Here is a 22,712-nt window from a genome sequence, read left to right as displayed (position 1 = left end):
GCATAGAGAGTTTTGCCCCTAACCCTCTCCCCGTCTCGACGAGGAGAGGGGACTACTTCTAAGTCTCGTCAGAGCAATTGGCCGGAAAGAAGGCTGTGGGTGCGCCCATCTCCTTCGCCCCGCGTGCGGGGAGAAGGTGGCCGATAGGCCAGATGAGGGGCTTTGGGCGAGGGGCCTCGCTATCCCTTCGGATAAATTACGCCCTTGCGCAGGATGATATTGCCATAGAGCCTGGGCTCACTGGTCTGTATCAGCGCGTGCGCCTGTTTGACGCGCTCGTAGAACTCCGCCGGCAGCAATGGCACGACCTTGATGTCGGGCACGTGCCGCGCGCAGCACTCGATCATTTCGGCATGGACGGGATCGACTGCGTCGCGATCCTGGCGGACGGTCGCCCGGAAGATCGCCTGCGGCACGAAATCGTCGATCGGCAGGACGCTGAGCACGGCGTCAAGCACGCGAATGACGCCGTGGCCGTCGAGGCGGATGAGGCGGCGCCCGTGTTCGAGGCCGGGATAATTGCCGTCCACGAGGGCTATCTCGTCGCCGTGGCCCATGGCGCGTAGGGTCGCCAAAAGCTCGGGGCTCAACAGCGGGTCAATGCCCTTCAGCATGCTCTATCTCCTTGAAGAGGACGTTCTGGTCGATGAGGTAGCGGGCGAAGATCGGCAGGCTGGCGCCGCCGATGGCACGTGCCTGCGGCCCGACCGCGCCTTCGATAATGTCGGGCATGACGACGCCCTGCAAGTCCAGCTCCGAAGCGGCCTTGATGGTTGCGCGCACCACGCGTTCCCGCACCCAATGTGGAAAGCCGCCGTCGATGACGGCGGCGCTGAAATCGATGACCGAGGCGCATGCGACGATCGCCTGCGCCAGCGCCTTGGCCGTGTCCTGAATCCAGATTTCCAAAGGCTCGCCGAAATCGACCCAGTCGTTGGCCGAGTACCAGAGCGGACGCGGGTCGAAGCCGTGATCCTTCAACAGGTTTTCGAGCACGAAGATCGAGGCGATTTCCAGAAGCTGGCGGTTCTCGCCGTTGCGGCCACGCACGGGCAGCGGGCCGAGCGCGCCGGCCGTGCCTGTTCGCCCGACGAAAATCGAGGAATTGAGGACGATGCCGCCGCCGAGGAAGGAGCCGATGAAGAAATAAACGAAATCCGGATAATGCGAGCCGACGCCGAAGACGAGCTCGGCGCCGCAAGCGCTGGTGGCGTCGTTCTGCAGGAAGACGGGGTAGGCAACGCGCGAGGCGATCTCTGTCTGCAGGTTGAAGCCGCGCCATACGTCCATCGCTCCGGCCGGCGCACCCACCTGTTCCGCCCAGTTCCACAATTCGAACGGCGCGGCGATGCCGATCCCGGCAATTTTCCGCCGCTCTTCGTTGCTGAGCCGCCCCTCGAGCTCCTGGATGCTGGCCGTGACGAAGGAGAGGATGTCCTGCGGCAACGGATAAGGGTAGATCTGATGAAGCTGCATCCTGATGCTACCGACGAAATCCATCAGCACCAGATCGGCACTGCGGCGGCCGATCTTGACGCCGAAGGAGAGCACCGCATCGGGATTGAGCCGCATGGGGATGGATGGCTGTCCGACGCGGCCGCGCACCGGCGCGTCTCGTGAGAGCAGCCCATCCTTCTCCAGTTCCCGCATGATGACGGAAACGGTCTGCGCCGAAAGGCCGCTGCGTCGGGCGATATCCGCTTTCGACAGCGCCCCATGGCGACGCACCAGCGACAGCACGAGCCGCTCGTTATGGGCGCGCACACCAATCTGGTTCGCGCCCCCGCTGGGGTCGAGAATCACAGGTGCTGTGGGTGTGTCCTCCGGGTCGTGCACGAGAGACATGGGGCTGCTCCTTCCACCATGGCCATGCCTTATTTTTCGGCAGAATGCCACATCCAATTAATAATTCAATCCGATTTATTTATTGACAGGGAGAAATCTTTAGGCTCAGATATGGGCCGTCGAGGATGTGCATATGACCTTGGAGGAGGTCCACCGGAAACAATCTGACAGGCATGGCGCATCTTTAAATCGGGTTCGGATTGAGCCTGTGACTGCCGGAGGGTCCGGCTTTTCAAACATCGGGAGGATTGAATGAAAAAATCTGTTATCTCCGCCGCGCTCGCCGCTCTGGCGATCGGCGTCGCCTTTGCAGTGCCGGCCAAGGCCGCTGGCGTATCCGCCTGCCTCATCACCAAGACCGACACCAATCCTTTCTTCGTCAAGATGAAGGAAGGCGCGACCGCCAAGGCGAAGGAACTCGGCGTGACGCTGAAGTCCTATGCCGGCAAGATCGATGGTGACAGCGAAAGCCAGGTCGCCGCGATCGAAAGCTGCATCGCCGATGGCGCGAAGGGCATTCTGATCGCCGCTTCCGATACCAAGGGTATCGTTTCCTCGGTCAAGAAGGCACGCGATGCGGGCCTGCTGGTCATTGCGCTAGACACGCCGCTGGAGCCGGCTGACGCCGCCGATGCGACCTTCGCCACCGACAATCTTCTTGCTGGCAAGCTCATCGGTCAGTGGGCGAAGGAAACGCTGGGCGACAAGGTGAAGGACGCCAAGGTCGGCTTCCTGGATCTGACGCCGTCGCAGCCTTCCGTCGACGTGCTGCGCGACCAGGGCTTCATGATCGGCTTCGGCATTGACCCGAAGGATCCGAACAAGATCGGCGACGAAACCGATCCACGTATCGTCGGCCATGACGTCACCAACGGCAATGAGGAAGGTGGCCGCAAGGCCATGGAAAACCTCCTGCAGAAGAATTCGAGCATCAACGTCATCCACACCATCAACGAACCGGCTGCCGTCGGCGCCTACCAGGCCCTGAAGGCCGTCGGCTTGGAAAAGCAGGTTCTGATCGTGTCCGTTGACGGCGGTTGCCCGGGCGTCAAGTCCGTCAAGGAAGGCGTGATCGGCGCGACGTCGCAGCAATATCCGCTGATGATGGCTGCCCTCGGCGTCGAGGCGATCAAGAAGTTCGCTGACACCGGCGCAAAGCCGAAGCCGACCGAAGGCAAGTCCTTCTTCGATACCGGCGTTTCGCTGGTAACGGACAGGCCGGTCCCTGGCCTGAAGTCGATCGACACCAAGGAAGGCACCGCCAAGTGCTGGGGCTAAGCCTCATCCTGAACTTGGCGTGATCTTATCCGAAAACGGCTTCACACTTTTCGCTGAAGCGGTCCTTGGATTTGCGATCACCTTCCTGACATCAACGCCGGCCGGGCTCTCGCTTCGGCCGGTTTCAACAGCCGGCGGTTTCCGCGTATAATTCGGCGCGGCAGCGGAGGAATACAATGACCGGAGCACAGGAATTCGAGCGTGTTCTCGACGGCAGCGACAAAAATGTTGCCTCGTTCGAGCACCAGGATGTCTCTCTTCTCAAACGCATGCAGCATTTCTTGCATTCGACACCGGCCGCCGTGCCGTTGATCGTATTGGTGATGGCAATCATCATCTTCGGCTTTGCCATCGGCGGGCGTTTCTTCTCCGCCTACACATTGACGCTGATCCTGCAGCAGATCGCCATTGTCGGCATTCTCGGCGCGGCGCAGACGCTGGTTATCCTGACTGCCGGCATCGATCTGTCGATCGGCGTCATCATGGTCATTTCCTCCGTCGTCATGGGCAACGTCGCCGTCACTTATGGCCTGCCGACGCCTGTCGCCATCTTGGCAGGCATGATCGTGGGCGGTCTCTGTGGATTGCTCAACGGTTTCCTTGTCGCCAACATGAAGCTGCCGCCGTTCATCGTGACGCTCGGTACGTGGAATATCGTCATGGCGACGAATTTCATCTATTCGGCCAATGAAACCATCCGCGATACCGATGTCGATGAACAGGCGCCGCTGCTGCATTTCTTTGCCATCAGCTTCCGGCTCGGTGGTGCGGTGCTGACCCTCGGTGTCATCGCCATGGTGCTCCTGGTGCTGGGCCTATGGTATATTCTCAATCACACCGCCTGGGGCCGGCATGTCTATGCTGTCGGCGATGATCCGGAAGCGGCGAAATTGTCGGGCATCCAGACCAAGAAGGTGCTGCTCGCTGTCTACGGCGTTTCGGGACTGATCGCGGCCTTTGCCGCCTGGGTTTCGATTGGCCGTAACGGCTCGGTCTCGCCTTCTTCGGCTGTGACGGATTTCAATCTTCAGGCAATTACCGCGACCGTGATCGGCGGCATCTCGCTCTTCGGCGGCCGTGGCTCGATCCTCGGCACGCTGTTCGGCGCGATGATCGTCGGCGTGGTCTCCATGGGCCTTAACATGCTCGGAGCCGATCCGCAGTGGAAGGTCCTCCTGACGGGCGTGCTGATCATCGGCGCCGTCGCGATCGATCAATGGATCAGAAAGGTATCGGCATGACCACGACTGGCGAACCCCTTCTCACCGCGCGTGGCCTCGTCAAGCGCTATGGACGCGTGACCGCGCTCGACAATGCCGATTTCGATCTCTATCCCGGCGAAATTCTTGCCGTCATCGGCGACAACGGCGCCGGAAAATCCTCGCTGATCAAGGCGATTTCCGGCGCGGTCACGCCCGATGAAGGTGAGATCAGGCTGGAAGGCAAGCCTGTCCATTTCAGGTCGCCGATGGAAGCGCGCGAGGCCGGCATCGAAACGGTCTATCAGAACCTGGCGCTGTCGCCGGCGCTCTCGATTGCGGACAACATGTTCCTCGGTCGCGAGATCCGCAAGCCCGGCATCCTCGGCTCCTGGTTCCGCATGCTCGACCGGCCGGCGATGGAAAAGCGCGCCCGCGACAAGCTCACCGAGCTTGGCCTGATGACGATCCAGAACATCAATCAGGCGGTGGAAACGCTCTCCGGCGGCCAGCGTCAGGGCGTGGCCGTGGCGCGTGCCGCCGCCTTCGGCTCGAAGGTCGTCATCATGGACGAACCGACGGCGGCACTCGGCGTCAAGGAAAGCCGCAAGGTGCTCGAACTCATCCTCGACGTGCGGGCTCGCGGCTTGCCGATCGTGCTGATCTCGCACAATATGCCTCACGTCTTTGAGGTGGCGGACCGCATCCATATCCATCGCCTCGGACGCCGTCTGACCGTCATCAACCCCAAGGACTATACCATGTCGGATGCGGTTGCCTTCATGACCGGGGCCAAGGCTCCGCCGGCGGAGACTGTCGCTGCATGAGTGTTGCGCTCGAAGACGTTGCCGGCGACATCATTGCGCGCGCCGGCGACGCAAAACGCATCCTGGTGGCGATTGCCGGCCCACCCGGCGCCGGCAAATCGACATTGGCGGATAACGTCGTCAAGGCGTTGAAGGCCAAAGGCGAAAGCGCCGAGGTTCTGCCGATGGACGGCTTCCACATGGACAACGCCGTCCTGATCGAAAAGGGGCTTTTGAAGCGGAAGGGCGTGCCAGAGAGCTTCGACGTGCGCGCCTTTCTCGATATCGTCAGGGCCGTGCGGGCTGCCGATCAGGAGGTGCTCGTGCCGGTCTTCGACCGCTCTCGCGAGATTGCCATCGCATCGGCCCGCGTCGTTTCGCCGGATCACCGGTTCATCGTGATCGAGGGAAACTATCTGCTGTTCAGTCAGGGAAAATGGGCGGAGCTTGAGGGCATGTTCGACTATTCGATCATGCTGGCGCCGCCGATGGAGGTTCTGGAGCAGCGGCTCTGGGAGCGTTGGAAGGGCTATGATCTCGACGACGAGGCCGCCCGCGCCAAGGTCTATGGCAACGATCTGCCGAATGGCCGGCTGATCCTGGAGAACCGCCGCCCGGCCGATGTCACCATCGACATCGTGCAAGACTGAACCTGGCCGTCATTTAACCGCCGTCGCGGATTGTTTTGCGGTGGCGGTTGGTGCTATCGAAGCGCGATAGCCCAAAGCATGATCCCGAAAAATGTGAAGCGTTTTCGGACGAGATCGTGCTTACATTTCCAGAGGTCGTGTCCATGCAAAAGCTCTCCATCCGCCGTCCCGATGACTGGCATCTGCATCTGCGAGATGGAGCAATGCTCGAAGGCGTGATCGGCGATACCTCCAGGCATTTTGCCCGCGCCATCATCATGCCCAATCTCGTGCCGCCGGTCGTGACCACGGCGGATGCGACCGCCTATCGTGAACGCATCCTCAAGGCTTTGCCGGCCGGCGACCGCTTCCAGCCGCTGATGACGCTCTATCTCACCGAACATACCAGCCCTGACGATGTCGAAGAGGGCAAGACGAGTGGCCTGATTACGGCCGTCAAGCTTTATCCAGCAGGTGCTACGACCAATTCCCATGGCGGCGTGCGCAATCTCGACAATGCAATGCCGGTATTGGAGCGCATGGCGAAGGTCGGCCTGCCGCTCTGCGTCCATGGCGAGGTGACGACGCCGGAGGTGGATATTTTCGACCGCGAGGCCGTGTTCATCGAGACCGTGCTCGATCCGTTGCGAAAGCGCCTGCCGGAGTTGAAGGTGACGATGGAGCATGTGACGACATCGGACGGCGTGAATTACATCAAATCGGCAAAGGCCAATCTCGCCGGCTCCATCACGACGCATCATCTGATCATCAACCGCAACGCCATCCTCGTCGGCGGCATTCGTCCGCATTACTATTGCCTGCCTGTCGCCAAGCGGGAAAGCCACCGCCTGGCGCTGCGCGCGGCCGCCACGAGCGGCGACATCAGGTTCTTCCTCGGCACGGATTCGGCGCCGCATGTCGATCCGCTGAAGGAATGCGCCTGCGGCTGCGCCGGCATCTATACTTCGATCAACACGATGAGTTGCCTCGCGCATGTCTTCGAGCAGGAGAATGCGCTGGACAGGCTGGAGGCCTTTGCCTCGCTGAACGGGCCGGCCTGGTATGGACTGCCTGTCAATGAAGACAGCATCACCTTGGTGCGCCGGCCCGATGCCGTGACATTCCCGTCGAAGATCGAGACCGGGGCCGGTCCGGTCACTGTTTTTGACCCGATGTTCCCGTTACATTGGGACGTTGAATCCTGATTTTAGGTTCGGTGAATATAAGCAATAATGAATTTAACGGGTGATATTGGCGTCAAAGTATTCGTGTCTTGCCACTAAATGAGACGTATATTTTATTGAAATGTATTTTCTTTATTATTTGCCGTAACCAATTCGATACCCCTTGAGGGCTAGCGTGTCATTGATCCCTCCACGGTAATGATGAGACCGTCGAAAGAGCACGATGCTGGTCGATTACAATTCCCTCCTTCTCGCCCTCGGCGTCTCCGCGACCTGCCTAGCGGTCACATTGGTGGGAAGCTGGTTTTCTCGCCGGCCTGATACTTTTCTGCTGACGTGCTCTGCCGGCCTGGTGCCTATCGTGGGTGGCATTTTCATATATGGCGCCTATGTCGACAGGCCGCGGCCGATTTTCGCCGTTCTGACTTTTGTGTTGCTTTTCATCGGTTTCGCGACGGTCTGGGTGGCCGGTCACCAGTTTCGCACCCGCCGCCTTTCGAAAATTCGCTTCTTGCTTGGTTGCCTCCCCGGTATCGCGGTGTCGGTGTCTGCCATGCTTGTCGGTTATGACGGTCTGGCTTTCATCGGTGAGAACGTCGTCATCAGCCTGCTCTTGCTGTTGACGGCGCGTGAATATTGGCTGAGCCGCCATGAGGCACCCACGCCGCTCTATGGCATTACCGCGCTTTACACATTGACCGCGATCTCCTTTGCACTTTGCGCGGCTATGTTGATCGCGGACGGTAAGCTCGTGCTTGGCCATGCGCCTGATAATTGGGCGGAGGATTTCAGCCTTGCCGTCTGCATTGCCGGAATGACCGGGATCGGCGCGCTGTCGCTTGCTCTGCATCAATGGCGTCAGGCCGCGCTGCACCGGCAGGAGGCGATCACCGATGCGCTGACCGGACTGCTGAACCGCCGCGCGCTTTTCGATCTCCATGGGGGCCGCTCCTTCGGTCCGTCGATGGCTGTCATCGTCTTCGACATCGATCGCTTCAAGACGATCAACGATCAGCATGGGCACGCGGCCGGCGATCTCGTGCTCAAATTTTTCGGTCAGGACCTATCCGCGGGCTTGCGCGCTTCGGACACGGTGGCTCGGCTCGGCGGCGAGGAGTTTGCGCTTGTGCTCGACAATACGCTGCCCGGCCGCGCCGAGCAGGTCGCCGAACGGGTGCGCGATGCTTTTGCGGCACGAACAATCAGCATTGACGACAAATACTTGACCTGCACGGTCAGCGCGGGTGTCGCGACCGGCACGGTCGAAGGGGTCGGTTTCGATGATGTCCTTCGCGCAGCCGACAAGGCGCTCTACGAGGCGAAGCGCAACGGCCGCAACCGTGTCGAGGTCGCGGCCTATCTGCACGCAGTTTAATCGATCATTTCGATAAAAAGCCCTGTCATACCGCGACTGATCAGAACAGGGCTCGCACGAAGGCGCAAGCTGCAAGTAGCGATGCCACCGCGCGCACATGGTTCCATCGCGTCCAATCGCTGAGATAGGTCGACCATAGTTGCGCGCCCTCCGCCGTATGGCCATCGACCTTGTCCAGTGCGTCGTTCAACGGCACGTTGAACAGTATGGTCGAAAGAAAGCTCGCGACGATATAGAGCACCGCGCCTGTCAGCATCAGCATGCTGATACCATCACGCCAATAGAGGATCGCCATGATAGCAACGAACACCGACAGCGCGGCCGTCAGCAGAAACAGCACGATGAAGGGCGAGCGCACGATCGTCGTGTTGATCGATTGCATGGCAGCGATCCCCTGGTCGGCGGGAAGGCGGGCAAAGGCCTGCATGATGAATGTCGAGAAGGCGAAGTAAACGCCGGCGAGGAGGCCGCTGCTGAGCGCCGCGATGATAAGGGCGATATTGGTGATCGGAAAGGTCATGACTGGATACTCCAGATGCCGGTTGCGGCGGTTTCGCGGGCATAAACGGAAAAATCCTTCGGCTGCCTCCCTAGGATCTGTCTAACGCCATCCGCAAAGTGCGAATTGCGCCCGTCCAGAACCTGCGTGAAGAGTTCATGAGGGAGATCGGTCGTTTCTCGTGGCAACCCAAAGGCGGTCATCTCAGCGGGAAGGGGCTCAAGGCAGTCGGCGACGCGGCCGCCGGTTTTTCCCAATCCGCCGATGATGGCGACAGTTGAGATCTGCATATCGAACTCCTCCAGTTCAAAATGTGATAAACTCTCTCATTTGTGAAATGTGATAAACTCTCTTATATTGTCTGTCAACAGTGACGAACGAGGAATGAGATGGTGCAGGAACCGGTTGCGAGACGCAGGCGCAGCAAGGATGAGGCAGGAACGCCGCGTCGCATCCCCAGCCAGCAGCGTGGCCGCGAACGCGTCGAGCGCATATTGGCCGTGGCGACGGAGCTGATCGCTAGGAATGGCAGCGATGCGCTGCGCATGGGAGAAATCGTCGAGAAGGCGGATGTGTCCTTCGGCTCGCTCTATCAATATTTTCCTGATAAAACAGCGATCATCCGCGTCCTGGCCGAACGCTTCAACGAGCAGGGGCGCCAATGCGTCGAGGACGAGCTGGCGGCGATAAAAAGCGCCGGCGACCTCCAGGCCGGGCTTGGCCGCATTATCGACGGCTACTACGCCATGTTTCTCGGCGAGCCCGTGATGCGAGATATCTGGCACGCCACCCAGGCGGACAAGCTGCTGCAGCAGGTCGATGCCGAGGACATGGAGTGGCATTCGCAGGCCTTTTTTGCCGTCCTTCAACGTCTCTGGCCGGAGCGCGATCATATGGAACTCGCACGGATCGCTCGATTGACCATGCAGCTGGTCGCAGCCGCGGTTCGCTATGCGATCTCGATCGAGAGGGAAGAGGGCGACAGGGCGATTGCGCTGTTCAAGGCGATGCTGCCTGCCGATCTCGGCGCAGTCCGCTAGACGCTCCAAACTGCCGCATGTTGGCAATCCGGCCATGCCGATGGCGGATGCACGCAAAACCGTCTATTCGTCTGGAAACCGCTGGCGCTAGCTGCTATTGCCGCTGAAACATTCCAGCTGCGAAGGAGGCCCGCATGACCCAGATGACTTTTTCCGATCGCGCCGTCATGGCTGAGTTGGTGGCCAGGATGCTTTGGGAGATCAAGGCGGTGCATTTCAGCGCCGACAAGCCCTACAGGCTGGCTTCCGGCATGGCGAGCCCGGTCTATATCGATTGCCGCAAGCTGATCTCCTATCCGCGCATCCGCTCGACGGTCATGGATTTCGCCGCCAGCCTCATCGTCCGCAATGCCGGCTTCGAGCAGTTCGATTGCGTCGCCGGCGGCGAGACCGCTGGCATTCCCTTCGCTGCCTTCCTGGCCGAGCGGCTGAACCTGCCGATGATCTATGTCCGCAAGCAGCCGAAGGGCCATGGCCGTAATTCGCAGATCGAAGGCCATATGCCCGACGGCGCCCGCGTGCTCGTCATCGAGGACCTGACGACGGCCGGCGGCAGCATGTTCACCTTCATCGATGCCATCCGCGCCGCCGGCGGCATCGTCGAGCACGGCATGGCGCTGTTCTATTATGATATCTTCCCCGAAGCCGAGGAGCGGTTTGCCAACGGCAAGGTCCGCCTGCATCATATCGCCACCTGGCGGGATGTGCTTGCTGTCGCCAGGGAACAGAACCTGTTCGACGACAAGACGCTCGAGGAAGTCGAAGCCTTTCTCAACGCGCCGCTTGCCTGGTCGGGACGGAATGGCGGCGTTTCGGAGCTTCCCAAAAAGTGATGCTTTGCTTTTGCCATGAATTTATCTAATCGATTTATGAGACTGGACATGACAGACGCGCTCTTTGGGAGGTCGGAATGATATTGTGCTGTGGCGAAGCTTTGATCGATATGCTGCCGCGGGAGACGACGCAGGGCGAAAAGGGCTTTGCCCCCTATGCCGGCGGCGCGATCTTCAACACCGCGATTGCGCTCGGCCGCCTCGGCGTTCCCACGGGTTTCTTCACCGGCATCGCCGACGACATGATGGGCGATATCCTGCGCGAGACACTTGCGGCCGCCAAGGTGGATTACAGCTATTGTGCCATCGCTCCCCGTCCGAGCACGATCGCTTTCGTCAAGCTCGTCAACGGCCAGGCTACCTATGCCTTCTACGATGAGGGCTCTGCCGGTCGCATGATCACCGAAGCCGACCTGCCGACCCTCGGCGATGATTGCGAAGCCCTGCATTTCGGTGCAATCAGCCTGATCCCCAACCCGTGCGGCGAGACCTACGAGGCGCTGATGAAGCGCGAATATCAAAGCCGGGTCATCTCGCTCGATCCGAACATCCGCCCGGGGTTCATCAAGGACAAGCAGGCGCATATGGGCCGCATCAGCCGCATGGCCGCCATGTCCGATATCCTGAAATTCTCTGACGAGGACCTGGAATGGTTCGGCATTGCTGGCAATCACGATGAGCTGGCTGCGCATTGGCTGAACCAGGGCGCCAAGCTGGTCGTCGTCACCAAGGGTGCCGAGGGCGCGACGGGCTACACGAAGTCGCTGAAGGTTTCCGTGCCGAGCGAGCGCGTCACCGTCGTTGATACGGTCGGGGCAGGCGACACCTTCGACGCAGGCATCCTGGCGTCGCTGAAGATGAATGGCCTGCTGACCAAGGCGCAGGTTGCCGCGCTCGATGAGAAGGCATTGCAGCATGCCCTGGCTTTGGGCGCCAAGGCTGCGGCAGTTACCGTATCGCGCGCCGGCGCAAACCCGCCTTGGGCGCATGAGATCGGGCTCTGAGCTCGCTCGAATTTCAAGGCTTCCAATAAAAGAGCCCGCCTGATGTTTCAGGCGGGCTCTTTCGTTTACGATGGAGAATATTACTTCGCGCGGCTCGCCAGCGCGGCCACCAGCCCCTGTGTCGAGGAATCGTGGCCGGCAGCGCTTTCCTTGCCTTCGATGACAGGCAGCAGACCGGTTGCCAGTTCCTTGCCGAGCTCGACGCCCCACTGGTCGAAGGAGTTGATGCGGAACAGCACGCCTTCGACGAAGACGCGGTGTTCGTAGAGCGCGATCAGGCGGCCAAGAGCGAATGGCGTCAGCTTGTCGTAGACGAAGGTGATCGACGGGCGGTTGCCGGTGAAGACGCGGTGCGGCGCGATGAAATCGGCCTTCTTGTCGTCCATGCCCTTGGAGGTGAGCTGCGCCTTGGCCTCCTCGAAGGTGCGGCCCTTCATCAATGCTTCCGACTGCGCCAGGCAATTGGCCATCAGCAGCTGATGCTGGTGGCGCAGCTCCGACTCGAAACCGTTGGCGGCGATCATGAATTCGGCCGGGATGACGCTCGTGCCCTGGTGGATCAGCTGGTAGAAGGCGTGCTGGCCGTTGGTGCCGGGCTCGCCCCAGACGACCGGGCCGGAATTGCCTTCGACCGGCGTGCCGTCGATGGTGACGCCCTTGCCGTTCGATTCCATGTCGAGCTGCTGGAGGTAGGCCGGGAAGCGCGACAGGCGCTGGTCATAGGGCAGGATGGCGCGCGTCGGATAGCCGAGCACGTTGCGATGGTAGAAGCCGATGAGGCCGAGCAGCATCGGCAGGTTTTCCTTGAACGGCGCCTTGCGGAAATGGTTGTCCATCGCATGCGCGCCGTCGAGGAACTTGCCGAAGTTTTCGGGGCCGACGGCGATCATCAGCGGCAGGCCGATGGCCGACCAGATCGAGTAGCGGCCGCCGACCCAATCCCAGAAGCCGAAGACGCGCTGGCTGTCGATGCCGAAGGCGGCGACCTTGTCGAGCGCCGTCGAAACGGCGGCGAAGTGGTGCTGCACGGCGGCTTCGCCGAGCGCATCGGCGATGAACTTGCGCGCCGTCTGGGCATTCGTCATCGTTTCGATCGTGGTGAAGGTCTTCGAGGCGACGATGAACAGCGTCGTTTCCGGCTTAACGAGCTTCAGAATGTCGGCGATGTGCGCGCTGTCGATGTTCGAGACGAAGTGCGAGCGCGGACCGTCATGGAAAGGCGCCAGCGCCAGCGTCGCCATGACCGGGCCGAGATCGGAGCCGCCGATGCCGATATTGATGACGTCGGTGATCGCCTTGCCGGTCGAGCCCTTCAGCGCGCCGGAGCGGATGCCGTCGGCAAACTTGCCCATGGCCGCCAGCACCGCGTTGACATCAGGCATGACATCCTTGCCGTCGACCAGCACGGGCGTGTTGGAGCGGTTGCGAAGCGCTGTGTGCAGCACGGCGCGGTTTTCGGTGAAGTTGATGGCGACGCCCGAGAACATCTCTTCGCGCTTGGCCGCAATGCCGCCTTCAGCCGCGAGCTTTTCGAGAAGGACGAGGATATCGTCGTTCACCGCGGTCTTGGAATAGTCCATCAGCAGATCGTCGAACGAAGCGTTGAAGCGGGAGTAGCGTTTGGGATCGGCGGCAAAGGCGGCGCGGATATCCGTGGCCTTCGTTGCCGATGCGGTGCTCTTCAATTGATCGACGAGGGCGTTCATGGGAGGCTCCTTGCGGTTCGCGCCGCTTGCCGTCAGACGGGGCCGGGCGCTTTGAGTTTGGTCGCGGAAACTATTCCCTATGTAGGGCGTAAATCAAGTTCACGTATCGTCCAAAACGAAAAAAGGCCGCTCGCGGATTAGGACGAGCAGCCTCCTGAATGGCATGGAATTATGTCAGCCGCGCAACTCCTTGCGCAGGATCTTGCCGACATTCGATTTGGGCAGCTCCGCACGGAATTCGATGAAGCGCGGGCGCTTGTAGTTGGTGAGGTTGGCGGCGCAATGCGCCTTGATATCGGCCTCGGTCAGTGCCGGATCCTTCTTGACGATGAAGAGCTTCACCGCTTCGCCGGAATGCGGGTCCGGAACGCCGATCGCTGCCGCCTCGAGAACGCCCGGATGCATGGCGGCGACCTCCTCGATCTCGTTCGGATAGACGTTGAAGCCCGAGACCAGGATCATGTCCTTCTTGCGGTCCACGATCTTCGTATAGCCGCGCTCGTCCATGAAGCCCATGTCGCCGCTGCGGAAGAAACCGTCCGATGTCATCACCCGCGCAGTTTCGGCCGGCTGCTTCCAATAGCCGGCCATGACCTGCGGTCCACGGATGCAGATTTCACCGACCTCGCCGAGCGGCAGCGAATTGCCGTTCTCGTCGCGAATATCGAAATCGGTGCCTGATATAGGCAGGCCGATCGTTCCGGAGAATTCGGAGCTGTCGAAGCGGTTGGCGCTCGCGACCGGCGACGTCTCGGAAAGACCGTAACCTTCGGTGATCCAGGCGCCCGTCATCTTCTGCCAACGTTCGGCCACAGGCCGCTGCACCGCCATGCCACCAGCCAGCGTCGCAGTGTGCGACAGGTCGAGCTTGATGAACTCGGGATTGTTCATCAGGGCGTTGAACAACGTGTTCAGGCCGGGGAACATGTCGAACTTGTATTTGCCAAGCTCCTTGATGAAGCCCGGTATATCGCGCGGATTGGCAATCAGCACGTTATGGCCGCCGATCGACATGCCCATCAGCGAGTTCACCGTCAATGCGAAGATGTGATAGAGCGGCAGCGCGCAGACGAAGGTCAGCTGCTCGGGCCGCGGCTTGTTGATATAGGCGGACTGCAGCCAGAGCAGCAATTGCAGCTGGTTGGCGAGCAGATTGGTATGCGTCAGTATCGCACCCTTGGCAACGCCGGTCGTGCCGCCGGTATATTGCAGAAACGCGATGTCGCTGCCGGAGAGTTCGGAAGGCTTCAGCGGCAGGCGCGCCCCTTCGGCGATCACGGCCTTGAAATTGCGATGGCCGGGGATGGACCAGGCCGGTACCAGCTTCTTCACCTTGCGGACGATGAAATTGACGATATGGCCCTTCACGCCTAGCATGTCGCCGAGGGCGGTGACGACGACATGGCGCACATCCGTATGCGCCAGGACCTGCTCCACCGTATGGGCGAAATTCTCGAGGACGAAGATCGCCTTCGCGCCGCAATCGCGCAGCTGGTGCTCGAGTTCACGCGGCATATAGAGCGGATTGACGTTGACGACGACGAGGCCGGCGCGAAGTATGCCGTAGGTGGTGACCGGATTTTGCAGCACGTTCGGCATCATGACGGCGACACGATCGCCCTTCTGAAGGCCGAGGCTTTGCAGCCAGGCGGCGATCTTGCGCGTTTGCGTATCGAGGTCGCGATAGGTGATCGATTTGCCCATGCTGGTGAAGGCGAGCCGGTCGGCGTAGCGCGCGCAGCTTTCCTCCAGCAGTGCGACGAGTGATGTATGCTCCAGCGGCGGCAGTTCGGCCGGTACTATGTCCGGATAGGAAGCAAGCCATATTTTTTTGACTTGCGGTCTATCCGAAGGAGCGGAGACTGAATTCATGCGCACTTCCTCCTCTACGCATCATCACCACGCCCCGCCGCTTGGGCGGCGGTTATGTAAAGTGTCACCGCGCGACGGAAAAGTCTCCCGCTTTTCATATCGTCGCAGCTTTCGCTCGCAACTAAATCATCCGAGCGCGATGAAAGCTATAATAACCTTGACGTAAACGTCAATAATCGTCGTGCGCTCACGTTTTTTTACAGTTTTGAAAAAAATGCTGGAACTTTTGCGGTAACGGAGCGTTAATGGGCCGTGGGCGCATACCCATAGGAGCCTCGTCTTGCCCTTATTGAGCAGATGGGGCGCTCCAAAGTTTATGTGACGCGTATCCAAAAGGAGGTGCGCATATGCATAAAGAGAGTGCCGAAATCTCTGGCCGTGACCTCTACGTCAAGGACATGTCGATGCTGGTCGCTTGCGACCGCGTCGAAGGATCGAAGGTATTCGGTTCGGATGGTAGGCAGATTGGTCATATTGAGCGGCTGATGCTTGAAAAAAGTGATGGACGCATCGCTTTCGTCATTCTGAGCTTCGGCGGCTTTTTCGGCATCGGTCAGGATCACTACCGATTGCCTTGGGAAAAGCTGCGCTATGATGCTCGTATCGACGGTTATCGTGTCAGCATGACCAAGAATGACATTGAAAAAGCGCGCCGCTTCGCCAGCAAAGACGAACACGACCATAAGGATCATGGCCACAAGAGCCACGATTATTTTGGCGTGCCGCCTTATTGGATGTAAGCGCGCCGCCAGATCCGGTTTCATAAGCCCCGCCGGTGCCGCGGGGCTTTGGCTTGTGCGGCTTTATTGAAACCGCCCGTGTCTTTGTACGACCTCGATCTTGTAGCCGTCGGGGTCGGTGACGAAAAACAGCAGGGCGAAAAGTTTCCCATCGCGATTGAGTTCGACGATCTTGCCGGGATTGAGCCCGAGGGCGGCCAGCCGTGCGTGTTCGTCTTTCAACTCATCGACCGAGACGGCCAGGTGACCATAGGCTTCACCGAGCACGTAAGGCTCGCTGCGGCCCTGGTTGACTGTCAATTCCAGCTCGAAGCCGGTCTCGGCATTGCTGAGATAGATCAGCGTGAAGGTCGGGAAGGCGACGCGGTCGGCGATCTCAAGCCCGAAAGCCTTGTTGTAGAATTCAACCGAACGCGCCTCGTCGAGGACACGGATCATCGTGTGAATCATCTTGGCCATCGGCGCCTCCGTATATCATCTGAGCATCTTCCCAAGCCAATGCCATCGGTCGCCGGACAAGACAAGTGCGCTTGGGTGGTGCCATACCAACATTCAACTATTGAGATTAAGGCGGCTCCGGGGCTTTTGAATTTCGATCAGCCTGCTTACACTCCGAGCATTCAGGCCAACGGCTCGATCGGCCAAAACTAACTGATGTTCGAAGGGGGGACCTATGTACTACGCTATCCTGGCCTATCACGAAGAGGGCGTAGTGGAATCCTGGAGCGAGGAAGAGGATGCAGCGCTCATGGCCGAGTTGCTCCAGATCAATGATCGTCTCGTCAAGGAGAAGTCGCTCGGGCCGGCAGCCCGCCTTGGCCAGACGCAGCGCGCCGTGACCTTGCGGGGCAAGGGCGCAGGCATGGTCATCGATGGACCGTTTGCAGAAACCAAAGAGCAGCTGCTCGGCTTCTATGTCGTCGATTTTCCAACGCTGGAGGCAGCCGTTGAAGTGGCGCGCGACCTGCGTCGCGTCAACCCGACCGCCGTCTATGAAATCAGGCCGATCTCCCTCTATGTGCCCGGAGCGTCATTGGCCCCGAGCGAGGAAAACTAGCAGGCATTGAGGTATCGTTGATCGTGGGGCCGCTGCTTTCGATCCGACGAGGCGACACCTTGGAGCTTCAGTGGGGCTGCAGGCCGATCTTGCGGGTTATCGAATGTTCGATCATCTCCATGCCATCATAGATCAGCACCGCCATCAGGCCGACGATCAGGCCGCCTTGCAGGATGAAGGCGGTGTTGTCGTTGATCAGCCCGGCGATGATGACCTCGCCGAGGCCCTTGGCGGCGACGGTGGAGCCGATGGTTGCCGTACCGATATTGATGACGGTGGCGATCTTCAGTCCTTCGATGATCAGCGGCAGAGCAAGCGGTAGCTCGACGCGGAACAGCCGCTGCCAGCCATTCATGCCCATGCCGTCGGCGGCATCGAGCACGGAGGCCGGCACCTGCTGCAATCCGGCGACGGTGTTCTCGAAGATCGGCAACAACGCATAGAGGAAAAGCGCGATCAATGTCGGGACCGCGCCGAAGCCGGTGGTGGAAATGGCGAGTGCCAGCACCGCGACGGGGGGAAAGGTCTGGCCGGCATTGGCGATCGCCCGCGAAAGCGGCAGGAAGTCGGCCCCGATCGGCCGCGTGACGAAGATGCCGCCAAGCACCGCCAGGATACCGCTCGCGCCGATCGAGACGAAGATCAGCTCGAGATGGCTGAGGGCAAGGCTCGGAAGACTGTTCTGCGTATAGATCGGTGAGGCGCCGAATTTCGTCAGCGGCGCCAGGATCGGCGTCAGCCATTCCGGACGGAACAGCAACACCAGCAGCAGTGCCAGCGCCAGCAGACGAAAGAGATTAGCGGCGAGAAGTTTCATGCTTTGCGGCCCAGCTCTATCAGATGCTGGATCGAGATCGAACCGACCGGCACCTTTCTCTCATCCTCGACCGAAGCCTCGTCGGCACCCTGCCAGATCAGTTCGGCCAGCGCGTCACGCAGATTAAGCGTTTGCGGCAGGCTGTAGCCGAGACCGGGCCTGAGAGGCTGCATGCTCTCTTTCAGCGGCAGCAACGACATCAGCTTCAGCGCGCGGTCCGACGTGCCGGTCAATTGCTGCACGAAGGGATCGGCCGGCTCGGTCAGGATCTTCTCGGGCTCTGAACATTGCAGCAGTTTGCCGCCGCTCATCACGGCGATCTTGTCACCGAGATGGAAGGCCTCGTCCATGTCATGGGTCACGAGAACGACCGTCGTGCCGAACTGCTTCTGGATATCAAGCAGATCGTCCTGCGCCTTGCCGCGGATGACAGGATCGAGCGCGCCGAAGGGCTCGTCCATCAGCAGCAATTCCGGCTCGGCGGCAAGCGCGCGGGCGACGCCGACGCGCTGCTGCTGGCCGCCGGAAAGCTGGCTCGGATATTTGGCGGCAAAGGTGCCGGGATCGAGACGGAAGAGATTGAGGAGTTCTTCGACACGCCCCTCGATGCGCGTCTTGTCCCAACCAAGCAGCTCGGGGACGGTCGCGATATTCTGCGCAACGGTGCGGTGGGGAAACAGCCCGTGGCCTTGGATGGCATAGCCGATGCGGCGGCGAAGCTCGGTCGCCGGCACACTCATAATATCCTCGCCGCCAACAGAGATGCGGCCCTCGGATATCGGCACCAGTCGGTTGATCATCCGCATCAGGGTCGATTTACCGGAGCCCGACGTGCCGACGATGACGGTGATCGTGCCCTTCTCCATGCTCATGCTGACATCATCGACCACGGTGGCGGCGCCGTAGCGTTTGGTCACGCCCTTAAGCTCGATCATGTTGCTCATGCGCGTTGTCCCCGGATGCTGTCGATGACCGCATCGAGGATGACGGCCGATGAGAAGGCGAGAATGACTGTCGGCACGGCGCCGAGCAACACCAGATCATTGGCCGTCTGGCCGATGCCCTGGAAGATGAAGAGGCCGAAACCGCCGCCGCCGATTAGGGCCGCGACCGTGACGAGGCCGATCGCCTGTACCAGCACGATGCGGATGCCGGTGAGGATGACCGGAAAGGCGAGCGGCAGGTCGATGCCCGTCAGGATCTGCCTTCGCGTCAAACCCATGCCGGCGGCGGAATCGCGCACGGAGGGATCGACGCCGGCAAGGCCGACGACGGTGTTGGCGACGATCGGCAACAAGGAATAGATCACCAGTGCCACCAGCGCCGGCGCCACGCCGATGCCCTGGATGCCGATCGCGGCGGCGAAGGGAACATGGGCGGCGATATAGCCGAGCGGCAGCATCAGAATGCCGAACAGCGCCAGGCTTGGAATGGTCTGCACCAGGCTCAGCGCCCGCAAGACCACGGCGCGCAGGCGCGGCTGCCAAAAGCAGAAGATGCCGAGCGGCAGGGCGAGCACGATGGCGATGGCGACGGAACCGAGGGACAAAAACATGTGGCCGAGCGCCTCGCGCCAGAATTTGTCGGCGTTATTGCCATATTCCTTCATGATCGACAGATTATCGAGCAGGCCGGAGCGCAGAACGGCGACGAGCAGGGCGGCATAGAGCGCCAGCGCGGCGACCCTAAGCCAGGGCGTCAGCCGAAGCTTCACCAGCGCATCCGAAATCATCAACCCCACAACGGCCAGCAACACCCAGAAGGAGCCGCCGGGCGTAATGCGCGCCACCGTGCTTCCAGTCGGCGTTGCCGCCGTCGAAACAAGCCCGAGCGTGACGATGAGCATGGCGATCGCAAGGGTGCCGATGGCGAGGCGAAGAAATTGATTGCGCAGGAACAGCACGGCGAGGGCGGCGGCCACGAGAAGGGCAAGCAGGACCATTGTGGTCGGCTGGCCAAGAAGCTGCGTGAGCAACTGCGGCTTGCCGGCAGCGATGCGGTTTGCCTTGACGATGATGAACGGCATCAAGGCCGCCGCCAGCGCGCCGCCCGCCACCAGCACCACTCCGAGACGGTCCACTCTGCGGACCGCTAGCGCATCTTCCATAAGGCAAGCTCCGTCAGCGCATGAGCCCAAAAAATGAGGCGGTTTCGGACAAGGTCATGCCCATTTTAATGTCCCGCGGCTCCACTCTATCGAAAACGGAGCCGCGAGATCAGCGGTGAAGCCTTATTTCAGGAAGCCATTGTCCTTGAGGTAGGATTCGGCGACAGCCTTGGCCGGCTCGCCATCCACCTGGATGCGGCCGTTCAGCTTGCGCAGCACGTCGGCGGTCAGACCCTTGAAGACTGGAGCCAGTACCTCCTCGATCTTCGGATTGGCCTTGAGCACGGCCTCGCGGATGATCGGCGTCGGGGCATAGACCGGCTGCACGCTCTTGTCGTCTTCGAGAACCGTCAGTTCGGCCGCTTCGATGGCGCCGTCGGTGCCATAAACCATGGCCGTGTTGACGCCGTTGGTCTGGTCGGCCGCCGCCTTGATCGTCGCCGCCGTGTCGCCGCCGGAGAGCACGACTTCCTGGTCGGGCTTGAGCTGGAAGGCGTAGGTCGTCTGGAATGCCGGCAAGGCCGCCGGCGAATTGACGAACTCGGAGGACGCCGCAATCTTCACGGGACCGCCGCCGGCAACCCACTTGCCGAAATCGGACATGGTCTTCAGCTTGGCCGGGCCGGCGACATCGCTGCGAACGGCGATCGCCCAGGTGTTGTTGGCGGGCGAGGGCGTCAGCCAGACGATCTTGTTGGCGTCATAGTCCAGCTTCTTGGCGAGGTCGTAGCCCTGCTGCAGGTTCTTCCAGGCCGCATCGTCGGCCTTGTTGAAGAAGAAGCCGGCATTGCCGGTATATTCGGCATAGATGTCGATCTCGCCTGCGGTGATCGCCTTGCGCACGACCGGCGTCGTGCCGAGCGCGATGCGGTCCTGCGCCTTGATGCCGTTGGCATTGAGCGTGGCGAGGATGATGTTGCCGAGCAGGGTGCCTTCGGTGTCGATCTTCGAGGAGACGACGACGTCGGCGGCGCTGGCACCACTGGCGAGCAACGCCGTCAGCGTGGCGGCAAGTGCAAGATTCTTGAACATGATGTTTCCCTTTGTACCCCGTTAAACCTTTGTTTTGCAGGCCCGCGCCGCCTCAAGGCCACTGTCCGGACACACAAGCGTTCGTGTGAGCCGACAACCCACAAGCGAATTTCTGGCTGCTTCGGGCAAATACCGCTCATCGAGAAAAAAACGATGTCGCTTCGGTTTCCCGCTGCAGTCGCGCGATTATGACGAGCGTACTCGACATTCGCGCGAAATTGGATTTCTTTTTTCGGGGGCAAGTGCGTTTGTTTTTGTTCCCCTTACCCGTTTGACGCTGTTCCGATCTCATTTCTGTGGCTGGATCGGTTAGGCGACGAAGAAACGATAGCGGCCGCCCCTGTGCTTAGGGATATCTTTTTTCAAGAACACATCATATCGTCGGGCTATCAAAGCCGGTCTCGCGGCCGCAGCAGGGCGCTCGCTTGGCGTGGAAGGAAGAAGGGTTTGTATCTCGGCGCATTGTTCATAGCCGACATGGTGTTCTCGGTCGGCTCCGTCAGGGAGACCGCCCGTCAGCTCTCTTTTTCTCCCTCGACCGTTTCCAGTGCGCTCCGCCGTCTGGAAACGGAGCTTGCCATGAAGCTCGTCGAGCGGGCATCCGGTGAGCTCGCAACCCTGCTTGCCAGCTCGAAGGTCCAGAAGGGGCTCCAGCCTATCCTTGCCGGTATCCGCCAGCTTTCCGCCCGGGTGAAGGAGCCGCCCGCGCCTGATGATTATGCGCAATGGGCGGCGCGCCTGCCGCTGAAGATCGCCACCATCGAGCGCTTCCTCGAAGTCGCCGATCAGGGCAGCATCAACCGCGCCGCGCGACGCCTGCGGCTGGGACAGCCGCAGCTCTCGCTGCAGATCGCCAATCTGGAGGAACTGTTCGGTTGCCGCCTGTTCGAGCGGCAGGCGCAGGGCTCGGTGCTGACCGATGCCGGCCAGGAAGTCCATGCCATCCTCGCCGGCATCGCCCAGGCCTGGGACGAGATGAAGGCCGCGGCGGATGAGCGGTTTCAGCGGACCGCGCGTGCCGTTCGCATCGGGTCGATCATCCCGACAGGCTCTGAAAGCTGGGTCGCTCGCTCGCTTGCAAGCCTCGTGTCGCGCTGGAATATCGGCGGCAACCGCAACATGCTGTCGCTGATGCTGATGACCGCGGACGACCTGCGCGAGGCGCTGCGGTTCGGCCGCATCGATGTCGCCATCGTCGATTCCGTCTTCGGCCTCGATGCTTTCGAGCACATGGAACTTGTCGCGACCGACATGGTGGCGATCGCGCCGCTTGACAGCAAGGAGCAGACGGTGGCCGCGCTGGTGGAAAATCACCCGCTCTGCGTGCCGAGTTCGCGTACCGGCATCGGCAATGCCGCGACGGCCTTCGGCTACGATAGCCGCGACCGGCGCCGCTTCCGCGGCCGCGACATCACCTCGGCCGATTCCCTGCCTGTCATCGTCGATCTCGTGGCTAATCACGGTTACGTCTCGTTCCTTGGCCGCGTCAGCGCGCTTCCGATCACCGACAAGGTCAGGATCGTCGACCCCGAGCAGATCCTGCCATTGTCTTATCATCTCGCCCACAATGGCCGCAAAGCGTCGATCGAGGCATGCCGCCTGATCCACCAGGCTGTTCGCGAACTGGTGGCTGACGTGGAAGCACCCGGAAAATATCCGGCATTCCGGGGATAGGTGGAACCATTGTAC

23 protein-coding genes are annotated in these 22,712 nt (G+C 60.7%); 12 read left to right on the top strand and 11 right to left on the bottom strand.

The features are described 5' to 3' along the window. Positions 1 to 179 precede the first annotated feature (179 nt). Positions 180 to 614 carry an RbsD/FucU family protein gene (locus GA0061101_RS18055; protein WP_047556392.1) on the bottom strand — a complete coding sequence of 145 codons (435 nt, stop codon included), beginning with the start codon at positions 612 to 614 and terminating at the stop codon, positions 180 to 182. Then, complete coding sequence (locus GA0061101_RS18050; RefSeq protein ID WP_037203074.1) at positions 598 to 1,845, bottom strand: ROK family transcriptional regulator; 1,248 nt, start codon at positions 1,843 to 1,845, stop codon at positions 598 to 600. Before GA0061101_RS18050 ends, GA0061101_RS18055 begins: the two co-directional genes overlap by 17 nt. 252 nt (positions 1,846 to 2,097) lie before the next feature. On the opposite strand from GA0061101_RS18050, the gene GA0061101_RS18045 reads away from it, so the two are divergent. The 6 genes from GA0061101_RS18045 to GA0061101_RS18020 all read left to right on the top strand — a co-directional run bounded on the left by GA0061101_RS18045 (position 2,098) and on the right by GA0061101_RS18020 (position 8,316). Further along, positions 2,098 to 3,123 carry a sugar ABC transporter substrate-binding protein gene (locus GA0061101_RS18045; RefSeq protein ID WP_037203075.1) on the top strand — a complete coding sequence of 342 codons (1,026 nt, stop codon included), beginning with the start codon at positions 2,098 to 2,100 and terminating at the stop codon, positions 3,121 to 3,123. A gap of 176 nt (positions 3,124 to 3,299) precedes the next feature. Next, positions 3,300 to 4,364, top strand: a complete 1,065-nt coding sequence (locus tag GA0061101_RS18040) for an ABC transporter permease (RefSeq protein ID WP_037203076.1) — start codon at positions 3,300 to 3,302, stop codon at positions 4,362 to 4,364. Beyond that, complete coding sequence (locus GA0061101_RS18035; RefSeq protein ID WP_173410348.1) at positions 4,340 to 5,149, top strand: ATP-binding cassette domain-containing protein; 810 nt, start codon at positions 4,340 to 4,342, stop codon at positions 5,147 to 5,149. Before GA0061101_RS18040 ends, GA0061101_RS18035 begins: the two co-directional genes overlap by 25 nt. Next, positions 5,146 to 5,778, top strand: coding sequence for a nucleoside triphosphate hydrolase (locus tag GA0061101_RS18030; protein WP_037203077.1), 633 nt, complete (start codon positions 5,146 to 5,148; stop codon positions 5,776 to 5,778). Before GA0061101_RS18035 ends, GA0061101_RS18030 begins: the two co-directional genes overlap by 4 nt. Positions 5,779 to 5,921: 143 nt before the next feature. Continuing rightward, positions 5,922 to 6,962 (top strand): dihydroorotase, encoded by a 1,041-nt coding sequence (gene pyrC / locus GA0061101_RS18025; RefSeq protein WP_037203331.1) that lies wholly within the window; start codon positions 5,922 to 5,924, stop codon positions 6,960 to 6,962. A gap of 202 nt (positions 6,963 to 7,164) precedes the next feature. Beyond that, positions 7,165 to 8,316, top strand: a complete 1,152-nt coding sequence (locus GA0061101_RS18020; RefSeq protein ID WP_037203078.1) for a GGDEF domain-containing protein — start codon at positions 7,165 to 7,167, stop codon at positions 8,314 to 8,316. A 40-nt stretch (positions 8,317 to 8,356) separates the two neighbouring features. Here GA0061101_RS18020 and GA0061101_RS18015 read toward each other — a convergent pair whose 3' ends face one another. Both GA0061101_RS18015 and GA0061101_RS41070 read right to left on the bottom strand, forming a co-directional pair. Continuing rightward, positions 8,357 to 8,836 (bottom strand): anthrone oxygenase family protein, encoded by a 480-nt coding sequence (locus GA0061101_RS18015; protein WP_037203080.1) that lies wholly within the window; start codon positions 8,834 to 8,836, stop codon positions 8,357 to 8,359. Then, positions 8,833 to 9,105, bottom strand: a complete 273-nt coding sequence (locus GA0061101_RS41070; RefSeq protein ID WP_037203081.1) for a hypothetical protein — start codon at positions 9,103 to 9,105, stop codon at positions 8,833 to 8,835. Before GA0061101_RS41070 ends, GA0061101_RS18015 begins: the two co-directional genes overlap by 4 nt. 99 nt (positions 9,106 to 9,204) lie before the next feature. On the opposite strand from GA0061101_RS41070, the gene GA0061101_RS18005 reads away from it, so the two are divergent. The 3 genes from GA0061101_RS18005 (at position 9,205) to GA0061101_RS17995 (ending at position 11,692) form a co-directional block, all read left to right on the top strand. Then, a complete protein-coding gene (locus tag GA0061101_RS18005; protein WP_037203082.1) occupies positions 9,205 to 9,855 on the top strand; it encodes a TetR/AcrR family transcriptional regulator in 651 nt (216 codons plus the stop codon). A gap of 134 nt (positions 9,856 to 9,989) precedes the next feature. After that, on the top strand, positions 9,990 to 10,688 hold the full coding sequence (locus tag GA0061101_RS18000; protein WP_037203084.1) for an orotate phosphoribosyltransferase: 699 nt from the start codon (positions 9,990 to 9,992) through the stop codon (positions 10,686 to 10,688). A gap of 77 nt (positions 10,689 to 10,765) precedes the next feature. Next, on the top strand, positions 10,766 to 11,692 hold the full coding sequence (locus GA0061101_RS17995) for a carbohydrate kinase family protein (protein ID WP_037203086.1): 927 nt from the start codon (positions 10,766 to 10,768) through the stop codon (positions 11,690 to 11,692). A gap of 80 nt (positions 11,693 to 11,772) precedes the next feature. Here the strand turns inward: GA0061101_RS17995 and pgi are convergent, their stop codons facing one another. Continuing rightward, positions 11,773 to 13,398, bottom strand: a complete 1,626-nt coding sequence (gene pgi, locus GA0061101_RS17990) for a glucose-6-phosphate isomerase (RefSeq protein WP_047641062.1) — start codon at positions 13,396 to 13,398, stop codon at positions 11,773 to 11,775. Between the two features lie 174 nt (positions 13,399 to 13,572). Continuing rightward, positions 13,573 to 15,270, bottom strand: coding sequence for a long-chain fatty acid--CoA ligase (locus tag GA0061101_RS17985; protein ID WP_037203088.1), 1,698 nt, complete (start codon positions 15,268 to 15,270; stop codon positions 13,573 to 13,575). 347 nt (positions 15,271 to 15,617) lie between these two features. Between GA0061101_RS17985 and GA0061101_RS17980 the strand changes: the two genes are divergently transcribed. Next, entirely contained in the window at positions 15,618 to 16,010 is a 393-nt protein-coding gene (locus GA0061101_RS17980) for a PRC-barrel domain-containing protein (RefSeq protein ID WP_037203090.1), read from the top strand. Between the two features lie 63 nt (positions 16,011 to 16,073). Here GA0061101_RS17980 and GA0061101_RS17975 read toward each other — a convergent pair whose 3' ends face one another. Further along, positions 16,074 to 16,469: a VOC family protein gene (locus GA0061101_RS17975; RefSeq protein WP_037203092.1), complete on the bottom strand. Its 396-nt coding sequence runs from the start codon at positions 16,467 to 16,469 to the stop codon at positions 16,074 to 16,076. Positions 16,470 to 16,683: 214 nt separating this feature from the next. Here GA0061101_RS17975 and GA0061101_RS17970 point away from each other — a divergent pair, with 214 nt between their 5' ends. Continuing rightward, the gene (locus tag GA0061101_RS17970; RefSeq protein ID WP_037203094.1) at positions 16,684 to 17,067 is read left to right on the top strand and encodes a YciI family protein; all 384 of its coding nucleotides are present in this window, start codon (positions 16,684 to 16,686) and stop codon (positions 17,065 to 17,067) included. 67 nt (positions 17,068 to 17,134) lie between these two features. Here the strand turns inward: GA0061101_RS17970 and GA0061101_RS17965 are convergent, their stop codons facing one another. The 4 genes from GA0061101_RS17965 to osmF form a co-directional block, all read right to left on the bottom strand. Continuing rightward, positions 17,135 to 17,884: an ABC transporter permease gene (locus GA0061101_RS17965; protein ID WP_037203095.1), complete on the bottom strand. Its 750-nt coding sequence runs from the start codon at positions 17,882 to 17,884 to the stop codon at positions 17,135 to 17,137. Next, positions 17,881 to 18,819, bottom strand: coding sequence for an ABC transporter ATP-binding protein (locus GA0061101_RS17960; protein WP_244655110.1), 939 nt, complete (start codon positions 18,817 to 18,819; stop codon positions 17,881 to 17,883). Before GA0061101_RS17960 ends, GA0061101_RS17965 begins: the two co-directional genes overlap by 4 nt. Positions 18,820 to 18,824: 5 nt before the next feature. Further along, positions 18,825 to 19,991, bottom strand: a complete 1,167-nt coding sequence (locus tag GA0061101_RS17955; RefSeq protein WP_037203097.1) for an ABC transporter permease — start codon at positions 19,989 to 19,991, stop codon at positions 18,825 to 18,827. A 123-nt stretch (positions 19,992 to 20,114) separates the two neighbouring features. After that, on the bottom strand, positions 20,115 to 21,023 hold the full coding sequence (gene osmF / locus GA0061101_RS17950) for a glycine betaine ABC transporter substrate-binding protein OsmF (protein ID WP_037203099.1): 909 nt from the start codon (positions 21,021 to 21,023) through the stop codon (positions 20,115 to 20,117). 447 nt (positions 21,024 to 21,470) lie between these two features. On the opposite strand from osmF, the gene GA0061101_RS17945 reads away from it, so the two are divergent. Next, on the top strand, positions 21,471 to 22,697 hold the full coding sequence (locus tag GA0061101_RS17945; protein ID WP_047641060.1) for a LysR family transcriptional regulator: 1,227 nt from the start codon (positions 21,471 to 21,473) through the stop codon (positions 22,695 to 22,697). Positions 22,698 to 22,712: the final 15 nt, after the last annotated feature.

The sequence above is a fragment of the Martinezella lusitana genome, assembly GCF_900094565.1.
GTDB classification, from domain to species: Bacteria; Pseudomonadota; Alphaproteobacteria; order Rhizobiales; family Rhizobiaceae; genus Rhizobium; species Rhizobium lusitanum.
Note: the sequence above shows the minus strand (reverse complement) of the source record. Positions and strands in the feature narration are given on the sequence as shown.